General features: G+C 55.4%; 18 protein-coding genes and 1 riboswitch. Of the genes, 15 read left to right on the top strand and 3 right to left on the bottom strand.

What is annotated here, in order from left to right:
* Nucleotides 1–73: 73 nt before the first annotated feature.
* From JC200_RS19590 to JC200_RS24520, 3 genes are read left to right on the top strand one after another with little or no spacing between them, the layout of a single operon-like run.
* The gene (locus JC200_RS19590) at nucleotides 74–352 is read left to right on the top strand and encodes a multiubiquitin domain-containing protein (protein ID WP_206652340.1); all 279 of its coding nucleotides are present in this window, start codon (nucleotides 74–76) and stop codon (nucleotides 350–352) included.
* Complete coding sequence (locus tag JC200_RS19585) at nucleotides 327–1,505, top strand: ThiF family adenylyltransferase (protein WP_274433390.1); 1,179 nt, start codon at nucleotides 327–329, stop codon at nucleotides 1,503–1,505. The genes JC200_RS19590 and JC200_RS19585 overlap by 26 nt, the downstream gene beginning before the upstream one ends.
* Nucleotides 1,502–1,942, top strand: a complete 441-nt coding sequence (locus JC200_RS24520) for a ubiquitination-like system serine protease family protein (protein WP_443111838.1) — start codon at nucleotides 1,502–1,504, stop codon at nucleotides 1,940–1,942. The genes JC200_RS19585 and JC200_RS24520 overlap by 4 nt, the downstream gene beginning before the upstream one ends.
* Nucleotides 1,943–2,229: 287 nt before the next feature.
* On the opposite strand, the gene JC200_RS19580 is transcribed toward JC200_RS24520, so the two are convergent.
* The 3 genes from JC200_RS19580 to JC200_RS19570 form a co-directional block, all read right to left on the bottom strand.
* Nucleotides 2,230–2,580, bottom strand: a complete 351-nt coding sequence (locus tag JC200_RS19580; protein WP_206652338.1) for a winged helix-turn-helix domain-containing protein — start codon at nucleotides 2,578–2,580, stop codon at nucleotides 2,230–2,232.
* Nucleotides 2,581–2,642: 62 nt separating this feature from the next.
* Nucleotides 2,643–2,733, bottom strand: a riboswitch (cyclic di-GMP riboswitch).
* 27 nt (nucleotides 2,734–2,760) lie between these two features.
* A complete protein-coding gene (locus JC200_RS19575; RefSeq protein WP_206652337.1) occupies nucleotides 2,761–4,251 on the bottom strand; it encodes a class I SAM-dependent methyltransferase in 1,491 nt (496 codons plus the stop codon).
* Between the two features lie 719 nt (nucleotides 4,252–4,970).
* Complete coding sequence (locus tag JC200_RS19570; protein WP_206652335.1) at nucleotides 4,971–5,291, bottom strand: hypothetical protein; 321 nt, start codon at nucleotides 5,289–5,291, stop codon at nucleotides 4,971–4,973.
* 391 nt (nucleotides 5,292–5,682) lie between these two features.
* On the opposite strand from JC200_RS19570, the gene JC200_RS19565 reads away from it, so the two are divergent.
* The 12 genes from JC200_RS19565 to JC200_RS19510 all read left to right on the top strand — a co-directional run bounded on the left by JC200_RS19565 (nucleotide 5,683) and on the right by JC200_RS19510 (nucleotide 17,785).
* Nucleotides 5,683–6,474, top strand: coding sequence for a DNA adenine methylase (locus tag JC200_RS19565; protein WP_206652334.1), 792 nt, complete (start codon nucleotides 5,683–5,685; stop codon nucleotides 6,472–6,474).
* The gene (locus JC200_RS19560; RefSeq protein WP_274433388.1) at nucleotides 6,471–8,822 is read left to right on the top strand and encodes a type IV secretory system conjugative DNA transfer family protein; all 2,352 of its coding nucleotides are present in this window, start codon (nucleotides 6,471–6,473) and stop codon (nucleotides 8,820–8,822) included. The genes JC200_RS19565 and JC200_RS19560 overlap by 4 nt, the downstream gene beginning before the upstream one ends.
* A 180-nt stretch (nucleotides 8,823–9,002) precedes the next feature.
* The gene (locus tag JC200_RS19555; RefSeq protein WP_206652333.1) at nucleotides 9,003–9,905 is read left to right on the top strand and encodes a replication-relaxation family protein; all 903 of its coding nucleotides are present in this window, start codon (nucleotides 9,003–9,005) and stop codon (nucleotides 9,903–9,905) included.
* Nucleotides 9,902–10,729 (top strand): conjugal transfer protein, encoded by an 828-nt coding sequence (locus tag JC200_RS19550; RefSeq protein ID WP_274433387.1) that lies wholly within the window; start codon nucleotides 9,902–9,904, stop codon nucleotides 10,727–10,729. The genes JC200_RS19555 and JC200_RS19550 overlap by 4 nt, the downstream gene beginning before the upstream one ends.
* Nucleotides 10,730–10,889: 160 nt before the next feature.
* Complete coding sequence (locus tag JC200_RS19545) at nucleotides 10,890–11,120, top strand: hypothetical protein (protein ID WP_206652331.1); 231 nt, start codon at nucleotides 10,890–10,892, stop codon at nucleotides 11,118–11,120.
* A 32-nt stretch (nucleotides 11,121–11,152) separates the two neighbouring features.
* A complete protein-coding gene (locus tag JC200_RS19540; protein ID WP_206652330.1) occupies nucleotides 11,153–11,857 on the top strand; it encodes a TcpE family conjugal transfer membrane protein in 705 nt (234 codons plus the stop codon).
* Nucleotides 11,854–14,322, top strand: coding sequence for an ATP-binding protein (locus JC200_RS19535; protein ID WP_206652329.1), 2,469 nt, complete (start codon nucleotides 11,854–11,856; stop codon nucleotides 14,320–14,322). Before JC200_RS19540 ends, JC200_RS19535 begins: the two co-directional genes overlap by 4 nt.
* Nucleotides 14,319–15,887: a hypothetical protein gene (locus JC200_RS19530; RefSeq protein ID WP_274433385.1), complete on the top strand. Its 1,569-nt coding sequence runs from the start codon at nucleotides 14,319–14,321 to the stop codon at nucleotides 15,885–15,887. Before JC200_RS19535 ends, JC200_RS19530 begins: the two co-directional genes overlap by 4 nt.
* Nucleotides 15,884–16,822 (top strand): lytic transglycosylase domain-containing protein, encoded by a 939-nt coding sequence (locus JC200_RS19525; RefSeq protein WP_274433384.1) that lies wholly within the window; start codon nucleotides 15,884–15,886, stop codon nucleotides 16,820–16,822. The genes JC200_RS19530 and JC200_RS19525 overlap by 4 nt, the downstream gene beginning before the upstream one ends.
* A 96-nt stretch (nucleotides 16,823–16,918) precedes the next feature.
* Nucleotides 16,919–17,092 (top strand): hypothetical protein, encoded by a 174-nt coding sequence (locus JC200_RS19520; protein ID WP_206652327.1) that lies wholly within the window; start codon nucleotides 16,919–16,921, stop codon nucleotides 17,090–17,092.
* A 146-nt stretch (nucleotides 17,093–17,238) separates the two neighbouring features.
* On the top strand, nucleotides 17,239–17,439 hold the full coding sequence (locus JC200_RS19515; protein ID WP_206652326.1) for a DUF5049 domain-containing protein: 201 nt from the start codon (nucleotides 17,239–17,241) through the stop codon (nucleotides 17,437–17,439).
* Nucleotides 17,440–17,458: 19 nt separating this feature from the next.
* A complete protein-coding gene (locus tag JC200_RS19510; protein ID WP_206652325.1) occupies nucleotides 17,459–17,785 on the top strand; it encodes a DUF7678 domain-containing protein in 327 nt (108 codons plus the stop codon).
* The last annotated feature ends 8 nt before the right edge of the window (nucleotides 17,786–17,793 follow it).

The raw sequence follows: 17,793 nt of genomic DNA, 5'->3' as shown, positions 1-17,793 counted from the left end.
ATAAACTTAGGGCTGTCCATGGTATAATCAAACAAATCGGTAAAAAACTAATAGCAAAAGGAGGAAAGCTTTCATGAGTGACCAACTAAATAACCCAGCCCGCAACAATGAAAAGCACGACCACGATTATCGAATCATCGTTAATGGAGAAAAAAAGATTGTAGAATCGGATGTGATCTCGTATGACGCCGTGGTTCTGCTCGCGTACCCGACTCCCCCTGCCCCCAATACGATATATACCGTTAGCTATGAGAAAGCCAAGGATCCGCACGAGGGAGAACTGGTGGCGGGTCAGTCCGTGACAATCAAGGAAGGAACGGAGTTCGATGTCACACCCACTACTAAATCATAGCGTTGACTTGAATCGACTTGAGGCAGAGGGCTATCACTTAGAAATCCGTGATAGCAACCTGCTAATTAAGCATGTCCCGTACGTGACGGCTCAAAGCACTCTTGCCTATGGAACTCTCGTGTCGGAGCTCTCAACGAACGGGACGGTTACCATTCGACCGCGAAACCACGTGGTATGGTTTGTGGGCAACTACCCTTGTGACAACCACGGGCAGGAACTAAACAGTATTATCCATCAGAGGACACAAATGAACTTCGGTGACGGCCTCGTTGCTAGTTGCTCGTTTTCGAGTAAGCCATTGTCGGGTTTTTACGAGAACTACTACGACAAAATGGCGTCGTATGTCCGTATTCTTTCTGGATTTGCCAAGGCCATTGACCCCACAATCACAGCAAGAGTCTATCCATCTCATGAGACGACCATTGACGAGTCGGTCTTCCGCTACCTTGATGCTGCCTCGAGTCGTGCAGGAATCAGCGCCATAACGGCAAAGCTGAGGCTCGACAAGATAGCTATTATTGGGCTAGGTGGAACTGGATCCTACATATTGGACCTCGTGGCCAAGACTCCAGTTCAAGAGATTCATCTATATGACGACGACACTCTGTATGCGCACAATGCGTTCCGCACCCCAGGCGCTGCGTCCATCGTGGAGTTGGAGCAGATGCCCAGGAAGGTCGATTATCTCTTTCAGAAATACGACTCAATGCGCCGCAACATCTTTGTGCACCCTGTAAGAATCGGCCAAACCAATGTTGAGCAGCTACGGGACATGAGCTTCGTCTTCATCGCAATAGACAGTGGTCCGGCGAAGCAGCACATCATTGAGGGCCTCCAGTTATATGGAGTCCCATTCATAGATAGCGGAGTCGGAATCTATCGGACGGGAGATTCACTTGGCGGTATTGTCCGCGTTACGACTGGTACAAGTGGGCATAGTTCACATATCGACCGGCGGGTTTCGTTTGCCGACCAGGACGAAGACGAATACGACTGGAATATTCAAACCGCAGACCTAAACATGCTGAATGCTGCCATGGTCGTTCTAAAGTGGAAGAAACTATTCGGCTTTTATGCTGATCGTAAAGATGAGTATCATAGTACATACACGATCGGCCGTAACCAGATGCTTAGCGGGGAGTGCACAGAATGAGGCGATCCTTTGTCACGCACCAGTTTGTCGATGTAATCCCTGCTAATCCTGATGAAGGAATTCTGTATATTTCCATTCGATATAGAACGGCTGTCCACCAATGCCCTTGCGGGTGCGGAAACAAGGTTGTCACACCAATTAAATCGGCTCGGTGGCACCTCTGTTTCGACGGGGATTCGGTCTCGCTATCGCCCTCAGTTGGAAGTTGGCAATTTCCTTGCCGATCTCACTACTGGATTCGGAACAATGAAATTCGTTGGGCGGAGAAATGGACGCAAGAGGAGATTGAGGCAGGCCGAGAGCGCGATTCCGGCGCACTCAGAGCCTACTACGAGGGGCGAACCAGAGAACAGGTGGATGTCCCAGACCAGTCGGTGGCTGAGCGGAAAAAAAGTGGTCTACTGTCGCGCATATGGCAGTGGCTAGCACGCCACTAGTGGCGCGACAAGCGGATGTGGAGTGGGTGTAAGAAGGTGGTAGACCCTCCGTAAGGTCATCTGCTTTGGACTTGGAGTCCAAGTAGATGCGGACCAACTTAGATATAACCACCTTTAGCGGGATCTTCACCGGTGAACCACAATATAGTTCGGCACTCTGGCAGCAATCGTTGTCTTTTTACAGGACAAACCAGGGGCGGATATTCAAGAAGCTCATCATTCAAATTTCACGCATACGCCGCCCCAAAGTAACACCGTCACATCGTCCCATTCCAATGATTATATGACTATGGCGCACAAGAACTCCCTTGTAATTGGCGTGCGCATAGTATGTAACCGCGTCGCCGAAGCGTTTTCAGGCATGTCGGTGTATTGGGATTGTCCTCAAGTTGCATCCGAATCTGCCGGATAAAAACATATAGTTCGTCTCGCTGGGCCATACTATTCTCTCCCCACCCCCGAAGAAACAACTCGTCGCTGGAGACGACTTCCCCGATGTGCTCGGCCAAATGACGAAGCAAGCGAAATGCAATCGGAGTCAGGTACCTGACCTCTCCGTCTTTGACAAGCACTGCACCGTTTAAATTCAGATAGCAATCGTCGCCAAGTGAGATGCGACTTTCCATTTCGCGATTCATCACCCAAGCCCCCCTCGTTTCTGTAACAGTGAACCGGGGAGGCAAGGCTTCACGGATAATAATGTGGCAACTGGCTGACAGTAGACCGATTCCGGTCCCTTAGTCCCTGTAGCTTTGCGTCCCCTACTTTCGCAGGGTTTGCCCATCTTTTATTCAATTAGTCTTTAGCTCCGACGATGTTCAGGTTGTGTTGGATCCGCCCGTCGGAACCCGAGCCTTAATTGCCTGCATGGGAAAACGAAAAATCCGTTCACTCTTGGAATATCGTTCACAGACGGACTGACCACGGTCGATGAGTTCTTGAATGAGGTCTTCTCTCGCCTGCCAAGGTAGAGGCGATAGTTCCTCTCCGAACCAGCCGACTCCACGGATGAAGTGTTCAACGACTTTTACAGGATCGAAAAAAACGGACTCGAGCTGCAATTCTAGTTCTTCTATATCCGTCAGTCCAGCATCCGCAAAGTCCTTACGGACCATCTCCGAGTCGAGCAGATAATCCTTTGGTTGATCCTGGCGTTTTGCTGCCAGTTCCAAAATGGGTTTGAACCACTCCTGAAAAAATGGAGCATTCAGGCTGGCTTTGAGAGGATGCATGCTGGCAATGGTCCCCCCCGGACGTACCCCTCGCTTCATTTCCGACAGCGCTTGTCGTCGATCCGTGAAATGTAAAAAACCAGTTCCAACTGCTACGTCGAATTGTTCGCCCTCGATCGGCAGTTCCTCAGCCCTTCCTTGACGAAAAGATACCCACCCTACCCCAAGTTGCTTCTGCTTCAACCGTGCACGGGCCAACATACCCACCGCAGGATCGACCGCCACCACAAAACCGGACGGCCCCACTCTAGCCACGAGTCCTCCATCGAAAGTAAGTACACCGTTTGCACAGCCAAGTTCGAGCACCTGCATGTCCGGCTGTATCCCTACCCATTGCAAGAACTCTTGACGCTGTTTCATAGCATAGGGCCAGATTTCATGGGCCAACTGTTCATATCTGTCGAACAAGTTGAACTGCGAAACGCGAAGCATATTCAGACGCTGACGAAAATAACCGGCCGTTTCCAATATCGCTGTCGTTCGTTCCAACACTTCCTGTCCTTCGTCTGTCATTCGTACAAACCGCCGATCACCGCGGCGTTCAAGACGGATATTACCGACGAGCGTCGCAAACATCAGTTCCTCACCAAGACTGTAGTCCACCCACGGTCGATGCCAGGTACCACGAACAAAATCGCGTTCGGGTATTTCGCCATAATAGCGTAGGGCATTGTGGTTTTCCCAACTCGTCACCAGCATATAGAGTTGCAAAAGAGTCCCGAATCGATGTTGCTCGATAAAGGATTCCACGCGATTCATGGCTTCTAGTACCAGCGTTTTATCGACCTCCAATTGGCCGGTGGTTTCATGGGCCATATATACGGCTGTCGATGCCGCAATTTCATAAACGGCTACTTGCGCCATCCGCTCCGGCGCCGCCAAATCGTTCAAGACGTATGCCCGTTCGTTCTCCGTCCAGTACGTGTATGCGCATTCCCTGGCCCGGAGGTTTAGCAGTTCGTGGATGAGCGGGTCGAACCGACCATCCCCATCGACGTCGGCCAACCAAGGACTGATCACCAAACCTAACGCCCACAGTTGCTGTAGTGATTCTGTTAGATCAGGGTAGATAAACACTTTAGCTATACCCCCTGTCGAACAACCCATTTTAGTTTTCATATTCGCCGTCCATTGGAAATATCCTGTCAATTTGAACAACTTTAGCAGCGCCGCCGCATGTAGCTATGCAACGAGGTATTGGTGCGAAGACTCGTGCAACCAACAAGGACCCAAACAGACGGCTGAGGGTTCATACCTTCATGAATCTTAAGGTTCAAATTCGGCTGCAAGTGATATACTTTTTATACCATTCGCTGTTCGAAATATCAGATAACCGCTTCCGAACCATCAGTCGATAGAGAGAACATAGAAAACCGACACCGATTCAGAGATTACCTTGTGGGATGGGTGATGGTGAAAATGGGGGATATTCAACAAATTGTGGCTCACATTGTCCATACATACGGAACGAGTGATCCATATCAACTCAGTCAGAAACTCAATCTTCATCTCATACCAAGCCGAACGCCGTCCGGGTTATGGGGTGTTTTTGTCTGTTATGCAGAGGAGGCTTTCTTCAGTTACGACATCACCGCCTCCGCAACCCAGCAGAGCGAATACATTGCACACGGGCTCGGTCACTACCTCTTGCACCGGCAATACAGTTCACTGTTCATTGAACTCGACGAACCCGGCCCTTCCGTGTGGGAAGCGGAGGCCCGGGAATTCGCACATTACTTGCGATTTGGCGCCGGGTGCACGAGGCCCCCAGCGCCCAACATGATGTCTGGAACGCATCACTCTCCACCGGGCGATTCAGATCGAGATCGAACACCCGCCATGTAGTCGCTGCCTGCCAATAGGGTATCCGCCACAAACCGAGCAAACCGCCGTAGCTCTGCCTCGCATGCCTCGGTACACTGCGCTTCCCACCGAAACAAAAGTGCATGTGCGTCTGTTGGAAGAAGTATTTTCAACTCTTCGGTCAGACTATCTGTTGTCGGCTCTACCTGAATCCTCGTACCATCTGCTTCATAGAAGTCATCGATCAGTTTCTCGCCCAAAAGTCGGCTTGCGAGTTCACACATGGACACCATCTCCCGCTTAGGTTTGTCCAAGATTACCTCTTGTTTCAAACGTCAGCAAGTCATATCTGATCCAGTTTCGGCACCCTCACGGCACCGCAACCCCCGACTTCCCGAGGTATCATGCAAGTACACAAATCCAACCTCTCATCGAACGCGAATTTACGCCCTGCACACTGTTTCGAACGAAAGCAGGTGATACTGATGAGATAGACCGATAGAGCACGCGTTTGTGTCGTGTTGTCATGCCCTACCCATTCACCACCTTGTGTCAGGATAATAAGCCCTGAAGACACTGGTGGCACTCGTCGCGCACCCAAGCCCCTGTTTTCAAGAGTTATTCTGCTATCACAGAAAGAAAGCTCAGACGTACAGGCAGCGATCCCATCGCTGTCTTTTTTGTCGCTAACAAGGAGGTGTGTTCATGCTCCAAAGCCCAATCAAATGGCAAGGGGGTAAGGCTCGGTTGCGTCGGGTCATCCTCCCGCTCATTCCCGAGCATACCTGTTATGTGGAACCATTCTTCGGTGCCGGATGGGTCTTTTTCGCGAAGCCAAGGTCCAAAGCGGAGGTGATTGCAGACGTCAACACGGAACTCGTCAATTTCTACCAAGTTGTGAAACATGACCTGGAGGGCTTTTTGCACCAGTTCGACTGGACGCTCTATTCCCGGGAAGAGTTCGTTCGCATCATGGACCGACGACACACCGAGCGCGACCCGCTACTCCGAGCATACGACTTTTACTACCGGGTGCAGTCACATTTCGGTGGCAAGTACAACGATTCCTATGACTGGGGCTACGGCCGCGGCAAACCGGCGTTTGATTTCTCGGCCATCCGCCCCCGAATCGAAGCGGCCCACAAACGGCTTTGCGGAGTGTATATCGAAAATCGCCCCTTTGATGACGTGATTCCCCGATATGATGGTCCGGACACGTTTTTCTACTGCGATCCCCCGTACTACAATCTGACCGGGTACCACCAACATCCATTCACGCGCGAAGATCACCTGAAGCTGCGAGATACGCTCGCCTCTATCGAAGGCAAGTGGCTGCTTAGCATCAACGACCATCCGGATGTCCGAGCATGGTACATCGACTTTCACATGGAATCCATCGACGTTCACTACTCCATCAGCCGACAGAAAACCGGAAAAAAGTCCGGCGAACTCCTCATTCGAAATTACACACTCGGCGACGAGGTACGTACCGAATGAACAACGACCTTCCACAACCAACATGCAAGCGTCCACCGCGCCATTCCCTCACCTACTTCCGAGTCGCCCTCCCGACGGACTGTTCTTTCACACCGACACAGGCGTACACGTTGGTACAGTCCTTAGCTACCCTCGGTTGGCACCGACATAAATGGGGATGGCGAACGGCACTCCCAATCCGGTTCCTGGCGGTGAAAGAAGTCAAGCAAACGAACGTCCGTCTCTATTTTGGGGTCGCGAGAGACCGTGCCCCTGCGTTTCGTTCTGCCTTTGCTTCGACGTATCCGAATGTCCACCTAATCCCGGCAGCCGATGCGCCCACTGCCCATCTTTCGACCACCCGCCCAACCGTTGCCCTCTCGATGCGCAAAGGGGGACACGGACTCGAACCGTGGCTGCCACTTGCCCCAGAACACGTTAGCAACATGGATGACCCTCTCAGCGGAATCCTCACCACCATCGGATCGGATCATCACAGTCGATGGGTGTTCGAGGTCTGGATGAAGCCACTCCGGGATGCACGGTTCCGGCGTACGCTCCTGCAAAAATCCCGTGTGTCTGGAGAAAGGAAGAGGTCTGAGTATTTCTCACCAGCCGAGATTTTGGCCGGGGTATTCGGCAAACAGGCACCCCCAAACTCACCAATGCAAACCCTAGGTGAACGAGACCATGAACACAAACAGTCCATTCGATCCCGACTTGCCCCCAATCAGCGCCCGTTTCAGGTATCTGTCCGTTTATTCGCAGACGGTTCCACCGTAGCGAGAGCGCACCTTCCGGCGGTCCTTGCCGCCATGGGTCAACTCCGTAAGCAGGGGTGGCTCACCCCAATCCATATTTCCAAGCGCAGACTTGCGAAGGCAATCGAGCGCGGGACGCCAACCCGTCCCATGTGGTGGACGTCCGGGGAACTCTGCTCCCTCGTTCATCTGCCGGACAGCGGGCAGCCCTGCTTCCGTCATGTGGTGGCAACGACCGGACTCATCCTCCCACCGCCGGCCTCATCCCGGGATGGGATTCGACTCGGGTGGTCCAACTTCCCAGGCTCGGAAGATGAGGAGATTCGCATTCCGCTGAACCAAGCCGCGAAGCATACGTTCCTCGCCGGGGCAACTGGCTCTGGGAAAACGACCGCCCTTTTGCAGATCATGCTTGGGCTCATCGACGAGATGCAGAAGCGCCCTGACACCGCGTCCGGTTTCACGTTTTTTGACCCACACGGCGGCGCGGTCGAGCGCCTGCTCGCCCACATTCCGCCAAGCCTGCACGAGAAGGTGCACGTAATCCCGCTCGGTCCAACCGATTATCCGCGCGGTCTCAACTTGTTTCGGATGGACCACCAAACGGATGCCGAAGCGATTACCGGGGAATTCATCAACACGCTGCAGGAACTGTGGCCAGGGTCCCGGCCACGTTCCGAGCACTACTTGCGAAACAACGTCCTGTCCCTGCTGCAAAACCCGCCACAAACGGTGCTCGGGATTTCGTACCTGTTTGCAAACGAACGGTTCCGTAAGAAACTGTTGCCCAAACTCCCACCGCATTTGCAGCAGTTCTGGACAGGCGAATTTGCAGAAATCCGAAACATCGCTGACCACCTAGGGCCCATCTGGAACAAGCTCGGTGCACTGACCACCTACCCATCCCTCCGGCGTATCCTCGGCCAGACAAAGAGTGCCATCGACACGCGTACCGTGATGGACGAAGGACACATCGTGCTCATCGATGGATCCGGTTGCACTGCGGACGCCGTCAAAATCATCGCCGGACTCTACCTGATTGACCTCCACTTCACCTGCAAGCGCCGACCAGAACACCGTTCGCGGCTACACGTGTTTTTCGGCGATGAGAGTCATTTGTACGCGGTCAATGTGCTACAGAAGATTCTCGCTGAAGACCGCAAATTCGGCCTCTCCCTGTTTCTTGCTACGCAGTACCTCGACCAACTGCCCGATCCCGTGTTGGCCGGGATCCTGGGTAATGTCGGTACGCTCATGCTGCTGCAACTCGGCGGTCCGGATGCGGACCGTTTAACGCGCTGGCTGAAGCCCGATGTGACGTCCCGCGAGCTGATGACCCTACCCGAACTGAACGCACTCGTGCGCGCGAAACTTGACGGCGGCGTCACGGAGCTCTTTACCCTGAAGAATCCTTTGGCTCAAAGCGGTCACCCCGATTGGGCGCGACAAATCCTTGAGCGCTCCGATCGCGTCGACGGCCGCCTCGCCGAGGACGTGGATCGGGAAATCGAGGCCATGTACGGTGGGTCACCCGCTGTCTCGAAACCCGGACAGGTGAAGGTGGGCAGGGCGTCGTTTCAGGAGGATCCCTTCGATTACCGCATCTGAAGCCTTCCAGGCGTCGCACAGGGTTACGCACACCGTTTCGAACAGGATTTCGCACAAGGTTGCGTCCCACCGTCACTCCCGTTGCGCGCCTCAGATCCCGCGTCCGGCGCGGCTCGCCGGGATCGCTGAAGCGGGACATAGTTCCACATCCGCCCCCCGAGAGAAAGGAGGAGTCCTCATATGCACGTACCTCGCCACATTGAAAGCGAGATCCTCATCTCACTGTATCGTTACAGTATGCTGACGACAGAACAAATCAGTCTGCTCCTAAACTACGAAACCGATACCCTCTACAAGGCATTTCAATCTCTTCGTGCCAAAGGCTGGATGGAATCCCTATCGCTTGACTTCATCCGTCGCAATGCCAGGGGGTGGGTCCTGACGAAGGACGGGATCGAGGTAGCCTTCGGGCTGACCAAGGAGTATCACGCCGGGCTGCTTCGGCAAAAGGGCGTCCTAGCAGGTCAGGTTCCCCACCTCTACGGCGTCCATCGTTTCTTTGCCGCTCTCATTCGCGAAAGCCTCTCTCGACCCATGCGGGAAGGGCTCATTGAATGGATTGGCATGCGCGACGCGGGTGAACGATACGCGCTCGTGGACTCGAAAGGGAAACGCAGCATTCCCTTGCGTCCAGATGGCCTTGGCACCTACCGTTTCGCGGAGGGCGGCGAGCTTGTGTTCCACGTCGAGTACGACACGGGGAGCGAGCATATCTGGGTTCTACACCACAAGCTTTGGCAATACACCGATGTCCTCGCCAAGTTTTGGACGGACATGACGCTGGCCAATGTGCTGTTTGTGACGAGAGATGAACACCGCTCCTCACGCATTCTTGAACTTTGGGAAGACCTGCGCTCGGACGCGCTCCGTCACCAACCGATCCCCACGATGTGGACGGCCACTGAAGCCGACCTTGAACGACATGGCGTGTTCGCACCGGTCTGGAGCGGGATAGAAGACGGACTGGTTGCATGGCGTGATTTTCCGCGGCTGAAAGGAAACCAAGATGGTCCGGTCCCACTCGGCAAACAGATACGTGAGCGACCGTTTCCAAACCGAGTAAAAGGCGGCACGGAACGATGATCCAGGCACGCATCCTCCTGACCCGCGCGCTCCTCTGGCCCATGCTGATCGTGTCGACCATGGGTTCTATCGGCTTTCTGACCCATCCCGTTCACCCGAAACCGAGCCGTCCAGGACTTCGTGAATCCACTGTGTTGCAGGATCAGAGCGCATCGGAATTCGCCGCTGCATTTACCCGCGCCTGGCTGACGTGGCCTGTTGGCGAAACAGCCCAAGAGTGGCAATCGCAAATGCAGCCTTTTGTCGCCTCCTCCGTGCTTGGCAGTAGTTTTCCGGGGCCGGTGTCCCAAGGAAAGACAACGCAAGTAGTGGAAGCCGTGTTTCCAATTCGACTGACCAGGCGCGGCCCGAAGGAATTTCTCGTCGACGTCTACGCCGAAACCAACCTGCACCCGCTCATCCACCTCACCGTACCCGTCAGTTTTGACACTGCCGGGCATCCGGCCGTCATCAATCCCCCGATTGTAAAACCCGTGTCCCACGCGGGCGCGATCAACACAGCACCAACTGCGTCTTCCGCACCGGATGCCGTGTCGGCCGCACTTCGCCCTGTCGTCGTCTCTTTTCTGCAGGCGTATCTGTCTGGCCAAACGTCTGCAGATCTCACGAATTTCGTCGCACCCGGCACAAACATCGAACCCTTGGGTGGCCTCTTCACATGGAAGTCACTCACGGACCTGCAGGTGCTTGGCCACGGCCCGTATACCGCGATCGTCAGCATCGAAGTGTTGGACCCGGCCGCAAAGGTGGAGATCTCACAGACGTACGCCCTGAGCATGATCCAGAACAGCGGCAAGTGGTTTATCTCCTCGCTTGCGCCCTGAATCCCGCAGAAACCGTTATCAGAAATTTCAAGAGTGAAGCAACCTCACCGCAGGCGTTCTCAACCGATTGAAACCCCTCGTTGGCGTATGCACTGACGGATAGGACGTACCTGCCCATTTGTGGACAGCTACTTGGAAGTAGGACAAGGAGGTGAGTTTCGTGGACTTTATCACCACGGGGATCAATTGGGCGGAACATGTGCTTCAAGCGGTCTTCCTCTGCATCGCGGTCTATCGCGGCGTGAAACTGTACGCCAGGGGCGAGCACAATCACCTATGGTCGCACATCATCCTCTCGTGCATTCTCGCCATTTTCGTGTTCTTCCCGAAAATCGCCGAGTTTCTCGCGACATACCTGTTACAAAAGCTCGGCATCAACGTGGGCAGCTAATCGAGCCTATCGAGAAAGGAGTGTGATACACCGTGGAAAAGGCGGGCGCTCTTGAGACGCGATACACCGCCTATCGCTCTCTTTTTCGAGTCAAGACGGTCCTCTACCAGATTGGGGACATTCGACTTTGGATGCCGATTGACCGCGATCTCATCCTGCTCTGGCTGCAGGCCTTTCTCCTTTTTTGGGTGTTCTACCACGTGATCCCGATCCTAGCCTGGTTCTCCCCCTTCGGTCCGGCGCTCACGCTTAGCCTCGGTCCGGCAGGACTCGCTTACATCCTCCACAAATTAGACCCTGCCGGCAAATCAACCTCTGCCTACCTCCGAGACATCCTTCGGTATCTGTTGAACAAGAAATACTTTCGCCGATTCGAGCGTATCTCCCCACCGCACACCAGGCGGATGGTTCACTGGCCCCTCACAGTACGCAGGTACCACGTGGTCGATGTCGCGACGGGAATTCGGATCAAATTCTTCATGACCGAATCCCTTGACGGCACACTGGAGCCGGGTTCCGTGCTTCGTGTATACCCACCGTCGAAACTGCACTGGCACGAACGCACACACCGTTTCTCCCTCGTCCCTCTACCCGCCCATGTCCACACGAACGTAGACGACATCCGCTCCAAGCATAGACGAGGTTGGTGGATGTGGACCATGACGGCACCAGCAGACATCACCCTACACGCATCGGACGCGGCCGCGCATCTGCATAAAAGGAGCGGTGACGGATGAGATGTCCCGTCCTCTACTATGAGCAAAATGTGGTCTTCGACGCGCGGCTTCAGACATGGGCGGCGTACCGGATTCCTCAGCAGCCCTACGCGTTTCAATCCACCGCCAAGAAGCGGGCGATCGTCGATGGTCTTCGCGAATTTCTGCACACGTATCGCGGGGCCTGCCATCTCCTGTCCCTGACCGACGAGATTCGCCCCACGGGGTTCTTTGCAAAGGAAGGGGCGCAAGGTAAAGAGTTTGAGCGGTATCGAGATGCGGTCATTCAAAAGGTCGCAGACACCCATCCCTGGCGACGTTCACTCTTTCTCCTCGTGAAGTTACCCCGCTCTCGCTTTACACCGCCGGACATCCGCCTCACCGGTCCCGGTCAAACCCTGATGTCGATTCGTGACTGGGTGACGGGGTTTGGGCGCGCTCTCGAACAACAGTTCCTCGCCACACCATCCGGCGAGGTGGACCGCCGGGTATTGGAGGACGCCCTTGGCGCAGAGGCACTTATAGCACAATCCGTCCGTACGGCACTGGGCGCTGAGCGTCTGCAGAGTTCGGATCTGGAATGGCTGCTCCGCCATTCCTTTCACCGGGGGCTACCCGGCGAATCGACGCCGCGATTGGGGCTGGATCCAAGCTATCAGATTGCGGTGCGCGGCGAACGCGTCCTAATCCGTCCCCGTACCTCCCTACCCATCCTCATCTCCGGGGATTCCGTGGTGGAAGAGCGGATGAAGACGCTGGTCGTCCACCATCAGGATGATGGGGAGAAGAGCAGTTGGCAGGCGTTTTACTTCCTGGTCGACGTACCAGAAGAGGTCTCGGACGTTGGGCAAGAGTGGCTGTACCGCCTGGATGACGTACACGATCCGATCGAATACAGCATCCACCTGGATGTCGAAGCGCCGCATACGGCAGCCGCGGGGCTGGAGCGCAGCCGCAAGGCACTGAAGGATCAACAACGTGAGTATGTCGAGGGCACAGGTGATCTCCCCCTCACGCTCGAATGGGCAGGTGATCGCGGCCGACTGCTGGAACACAAACTGCAGCGCGGCATGCCGCTCGTTCATGCGACGGTCACCTTCGCTGTTTTTGCCCCCACCCGCGAGGCATTAGAAGCGCGTGCGACGCAGTTCGCACAGCTGTGCAGCAGCCAGCACCTGCGGGTCGTCCGCTCTCCGGGTGACCAAGCGCGCGGGTTTCTCGACTTCTTTCCAGGAACCGATATCGCAAAAAAGCCGTGGGACCTCCCCATGGACCCAGGTTACCTGGCCGCAGGGGTCCCCCATGGGAGTCGAGATGCTGGGGATCCGACCGGCGACTACATCGGCCGCACGCAGCAAGGAACGCCGGTGCTTTTAGATTTGGCACGCCCCATGTCCAGCGAGATGAACCGCAGTGGAGCCATCGGCATTGTCGGAACACTTGGCGGCGGGAAATCAGTCCTGAAAAAACTTCTCTTCTATCTGGCCTACAACCGGGGGGGCAGCATCTTCAGCATTGACCCCAAAGACGAGGATAAGTGTTTCTCCCGCATTCCTGAGATTGCACGCGACCTGACCGTGCTTGATTTGTCTGCCGGGTCTCGGACCCGCATCAATCCGTTTCGGTTGGCCCAAAGCGAAGAGCGCTGTCAGGCGGTCGCCCTCGATTACCTGAGTTTGCTCTTGGATGGCGGACGTAGCGATGAACGTGCAGACGTCATCATGGAGGCTGTCGAAAGGGTCTTCACGAACGGTCCCCGCGACCTGTCGCGCTTCATGAACGAAATGCAGCGCCTGGCCCAGACCGGCGGGCACGAGGCGCTTCGCGTGGAGGCACGCCGTTGTTACACAAGGCTTCAGGGGTATATGAAAAGTCCGTATGGTCGCTTGGTGTTTGCCCGGGACGAAGGACAGAGTTCACTGCCAAGTACACGCTTCGTCGTGGCCAGTCTCGCCAGCCTTCCCCTCCCCAAACGCGCCCCCGGTGAAACCGTATCCCTGACGCCCAATGAACGGTTCGGTGTCGGCATGATGTATCTCATGGCGACGCTCGGTCGGGAACGCCTGTTTCATGCGGAACCCGGGACTCTCAAGTTGTTTGGCATCGATGAAGCGTGGCTCCTACGATCGTTCCCGGAAGGGCGGCAACTCATCGACGAGACGGTGCGCATGGGCCGTTCCTACGGTGTCGTGCCCATCCTGGTCACGCAAAACCCCGGTGACATTGCCGAGGAGGAACTGAGGAACAACCTCGGCGCCATCTTCTGTTTTCGCACCGAGGACCCGCGTGCCAGCTCCGACAACGCCATCCTTCTCGGCCTCGATCCGGACGAAGCAACACTCTGGCAAGAGTTCCGCAGCCTGCGTTCCGGTGACTGTTTTATGAAGGACATTGAAGGGCGCGTCGGCCGCATCTACATCGACCCAACCCCGGACGACCTGCTCGACGTCTTCAACACGTCAGTTGGCGGGAGGGCAACATTATGAAACGAAAACGAGGGGTGTGGCCAAGTATCCTGATTGCCGTCGTTGCCTGCTCTACTGCAACCTTGCTATTCAGCATCAAGCCAGCGTTCGCATCCACCACCCCGACCTCGACGATGATGAATCAGATTCTGCCGACCGAAAGCCAAATTGGGGTCACTGTAACAACGACACCGACCTACCGTATCTATCCGCCGGACCGATACGCCTTCGACCTCGGATACAGCCTAGTCACGTGGGAATGGGGCGGTTTGAAACCGAGTCTGGGCGACCCGATCCCGTACCTTGGCAACGCGATCGCCAGTTGGATATTCATCGGCTCCGGATTCATCACGCGCTTTGGTATCTTTCTTTCGGAACTAGGGTTTCATACGCAACTTGTCAACGACCAGTTAGCAGCGGTGACGCCGCTACTCATTGGCCTGCGCCAGAGTCTATTTGGCCGCTTCCTCCCCTTCAGCCTCATCGCACTCGCCGCGTGGGCCGTCAAAAAGGGGATGGTGGATAACCAGCCCGCGCGGGTGTGGTCCGGCATCCTCGCCAGTGTCGTGGTGCTGGCAGGGGGATTCTTCTTCATGACGAACAGCGGACCGGACATCCGGTTTTTGTCGAACACGATGGACCATCTCTCGCAAGTGACGATGGGGGCTTTGGCACAGCCGTTTCAGCAAATCGAGGGGACGTCTTCTCTCTCCCCAAAGCAAGCTGCCGATACGGAACTGATTGTCACGGGGAATCAGGTGTGGGATTTGTTTGTGACGCGGCCATGGACCATCGGGGAGTTCAACCGAACAGAACAACAGCCGATCCGCGTCACACCCGCAGAGGCCACCGCGATTACGAAAGCCGCTGCATCGGACAACCTCTCTCTGACCGTAACACCGGAGGAAGACTGGATGACCCTGATGCGCGCTTATCCGGACGGATCCCAGCAGCGCACCATCCTCGCCACCACCCTCGGGGACCCTTCCATTAATCATGGTGGGCACCCGGATATGCCGGATGTACTGGGCGCAGGCAGCGTGGTGCCAAGGATGGTGATCGCGTTGTTCTCCCTCGTCGCCTCCGTCATGTTCCTAATTTTTGTGGTCGTCATCGCTGGTATGCTGGTGGCAGCACAGGAGATGGCGCTCGCGCTCATCCTCGTCTCGCCCATTGTGTTTCTGGTCGGTCTCATACCGGGACGTGGATTTGCATTTGTCCGCTCCTGGCTCGGCTGGCTCATCGGGGCACTCGGCACCAAAGTCGTCTATGGGTTTTATTTCGGCATCACACTACTCCTCGCAGATGTGTTGACCCGCACGACCGGGCTGCTCATCCTGCAACAGGTATTCGTGTCACTGCTGTTTTTTCTCGCCTTCCTGTTTCGTAAACGAATTCTCGGTGCCATCCTCTCGAAGGTGGGCGCGCCGACGCCCCACGAGATGATGCGCACGTCGGCCGTATACGTGCGCGAACATTGGCGGGAGACCACGACCTCGGTCAACCGATCATCGGATTTTGCCAAGAATCTCTATCGCCGTCTACGGCCGAAGAACCGTGGTGGCGATGGTGGTGAGGACGATTGAAACATCCCGCCCGGAAGATTGTCCTGTGGGGAATTGGGGTGCTGGGCTTCTGGGGTGTCGTGATGGTCCTGTTCCTGTCCCTTCTGCTCATCGTATCGCTTGGGGCGATCATTTCGTCCCGTGACAATGCGCTCCCGTTGTCGGCTGCAGTTGCCGTGGAGCCGATCCCACCACAGCTCATTCCGATCTATCACGCCGCGGGTGCGAAGTATCACGTGCCTTGGGCCATTTTGGCGGGGATCAACCGGGTGGAAACGAACTTCGGCCGTGATTTAGCCTTGTCCTCCGCGGGAGCCATCGGGTGGATGCAGTTTGAACCGGCGACCTGGGCTGCATATGGCGTCGATGCAGACGGCGACGGCAAAGCCGACCCGTACGATCCGGTGGACGCGATCTTCTCCGCGGCGAAGTATTTGTCCGCCAACGATGCGAAGAAGAACCCAGCTCAGGCGGTCTTTCAATACAACCACTCGAGCGACTATGTGCGAGAAGTTCTCCAGTTGGCAACCATCTATCAGACGTGGAATCCACTGAGTTCCGATTGGGTATGGCCAGTAGCGGACACGAGGGATTCATTCCGTTCTGTTTCTACTGGCGGCAGCGACCCATTCAGCATTGCGATTCATTGCCCACCCGGCACAATAGTCCGTGCCATCCATCAAGGAACTGTAGCCTCAGTCACCGGGACGACAATCCGACTTGATCTTGCAGATGGGCTCACCGTGACCGAACAAGGTCTTCAGCCGTCGGTTACGTCAGCCGAAGGGGTACACGCCGGGGAATCGCTCGGTACCGCAGGTGTCCACGGCGTGACCATTTCAATCCAGGAACAGGCCACCCTACTACCTGTACTTTGGTCCGTCAGCCCCATGCCGCCAAGCCTCGCGCAGACACCGGTATTGAGTACCTCATCCCCACCCCAAAGCGGTCCGTGACGCACCTGGAATCCTGCTCATCTGCTCTGCAATTTGCGACTTGTCTTTATCTGTACCCAGAGCTACGATGACTCACTGAACGAGGAGGATACAAACGTGGAACATACAGACATGAAAGACAAAGTACGGCGCGTGCGCAAGGAAGGCAGTCTCGAGGTGGAGAGTAAAGCAGAAGCATTGGAACTGATCACGTACGCGCAACTCATGTATGGCTACCAATTCCGAATGGGTCATACAAGTTTCTACTACCTGGTCATCGATGAGGACTGACCCGCCACAGGAATTCTGAGATGAAAGTGCAAACGGTTCGCGATAGGAATAAAGGTCTGGAATCGTCTGTACGTCGAAGCGCATCACGTATATAAATCATCCGTCCGAGACGGCAACCAATCACCCATTGGAGGAGGAGAAGCAAGATGGACAAGATTCGAGTACCCAAATCTGTATTTCAAGGCCTGGAAGCAATCCGTCAGTCTGGAGCCACCAATATGTTGGACTACCGCGCGGTGGTGCAACTGGCCAATATGCTAAACAACCGGGATACGGTCTCTTGGTTGATGGATCACAAACACGAGTACGTGGAAGGCGTGATGTACGGCATCGAGCCCGAGGAATAAAGAACAGGAGGCATCGCTCATGCAATACGATTTCATAGTCAAGCCGAGCCATTTCGGCGGGACGTGGTATGAAGGGTACGTCGACGGATATTACATTCACGCGCGTGTGTTTGACGAGCCTTCGAAGTTTGGCATCAACGATGGCAGAATTTCCGCCCTGATGGTCGTCCCGAAAAAAGGGGACGGCCTTTTTCATGCCCTAGTCAACTACGACCGCGGTTGGGACGGGGGTCTACCGGCTGCGAAATATCGCCCGGTCGTCGACAACGTATACGCCTGCTTTCACGATCACGACATCGATTGGGCATATGAAGAACGCAAGTACAGAGGTGGCATGGACTTTTGACCACCCAC

Origin of the sequence: Alicyclobacillus sp. ALC3 (assembly GCF_028751195.1) — a bacterium.
GTDB lineage: Bacteria > Bacillota > Bacilli > Alicyclobacillales > Alicyclobacillaceae > Alicyclobacillus_L.
Note: the sequence above shows the minus strand (reverse complement) of the source record. Positions and strands in the feature narration are given on the sequence as shown.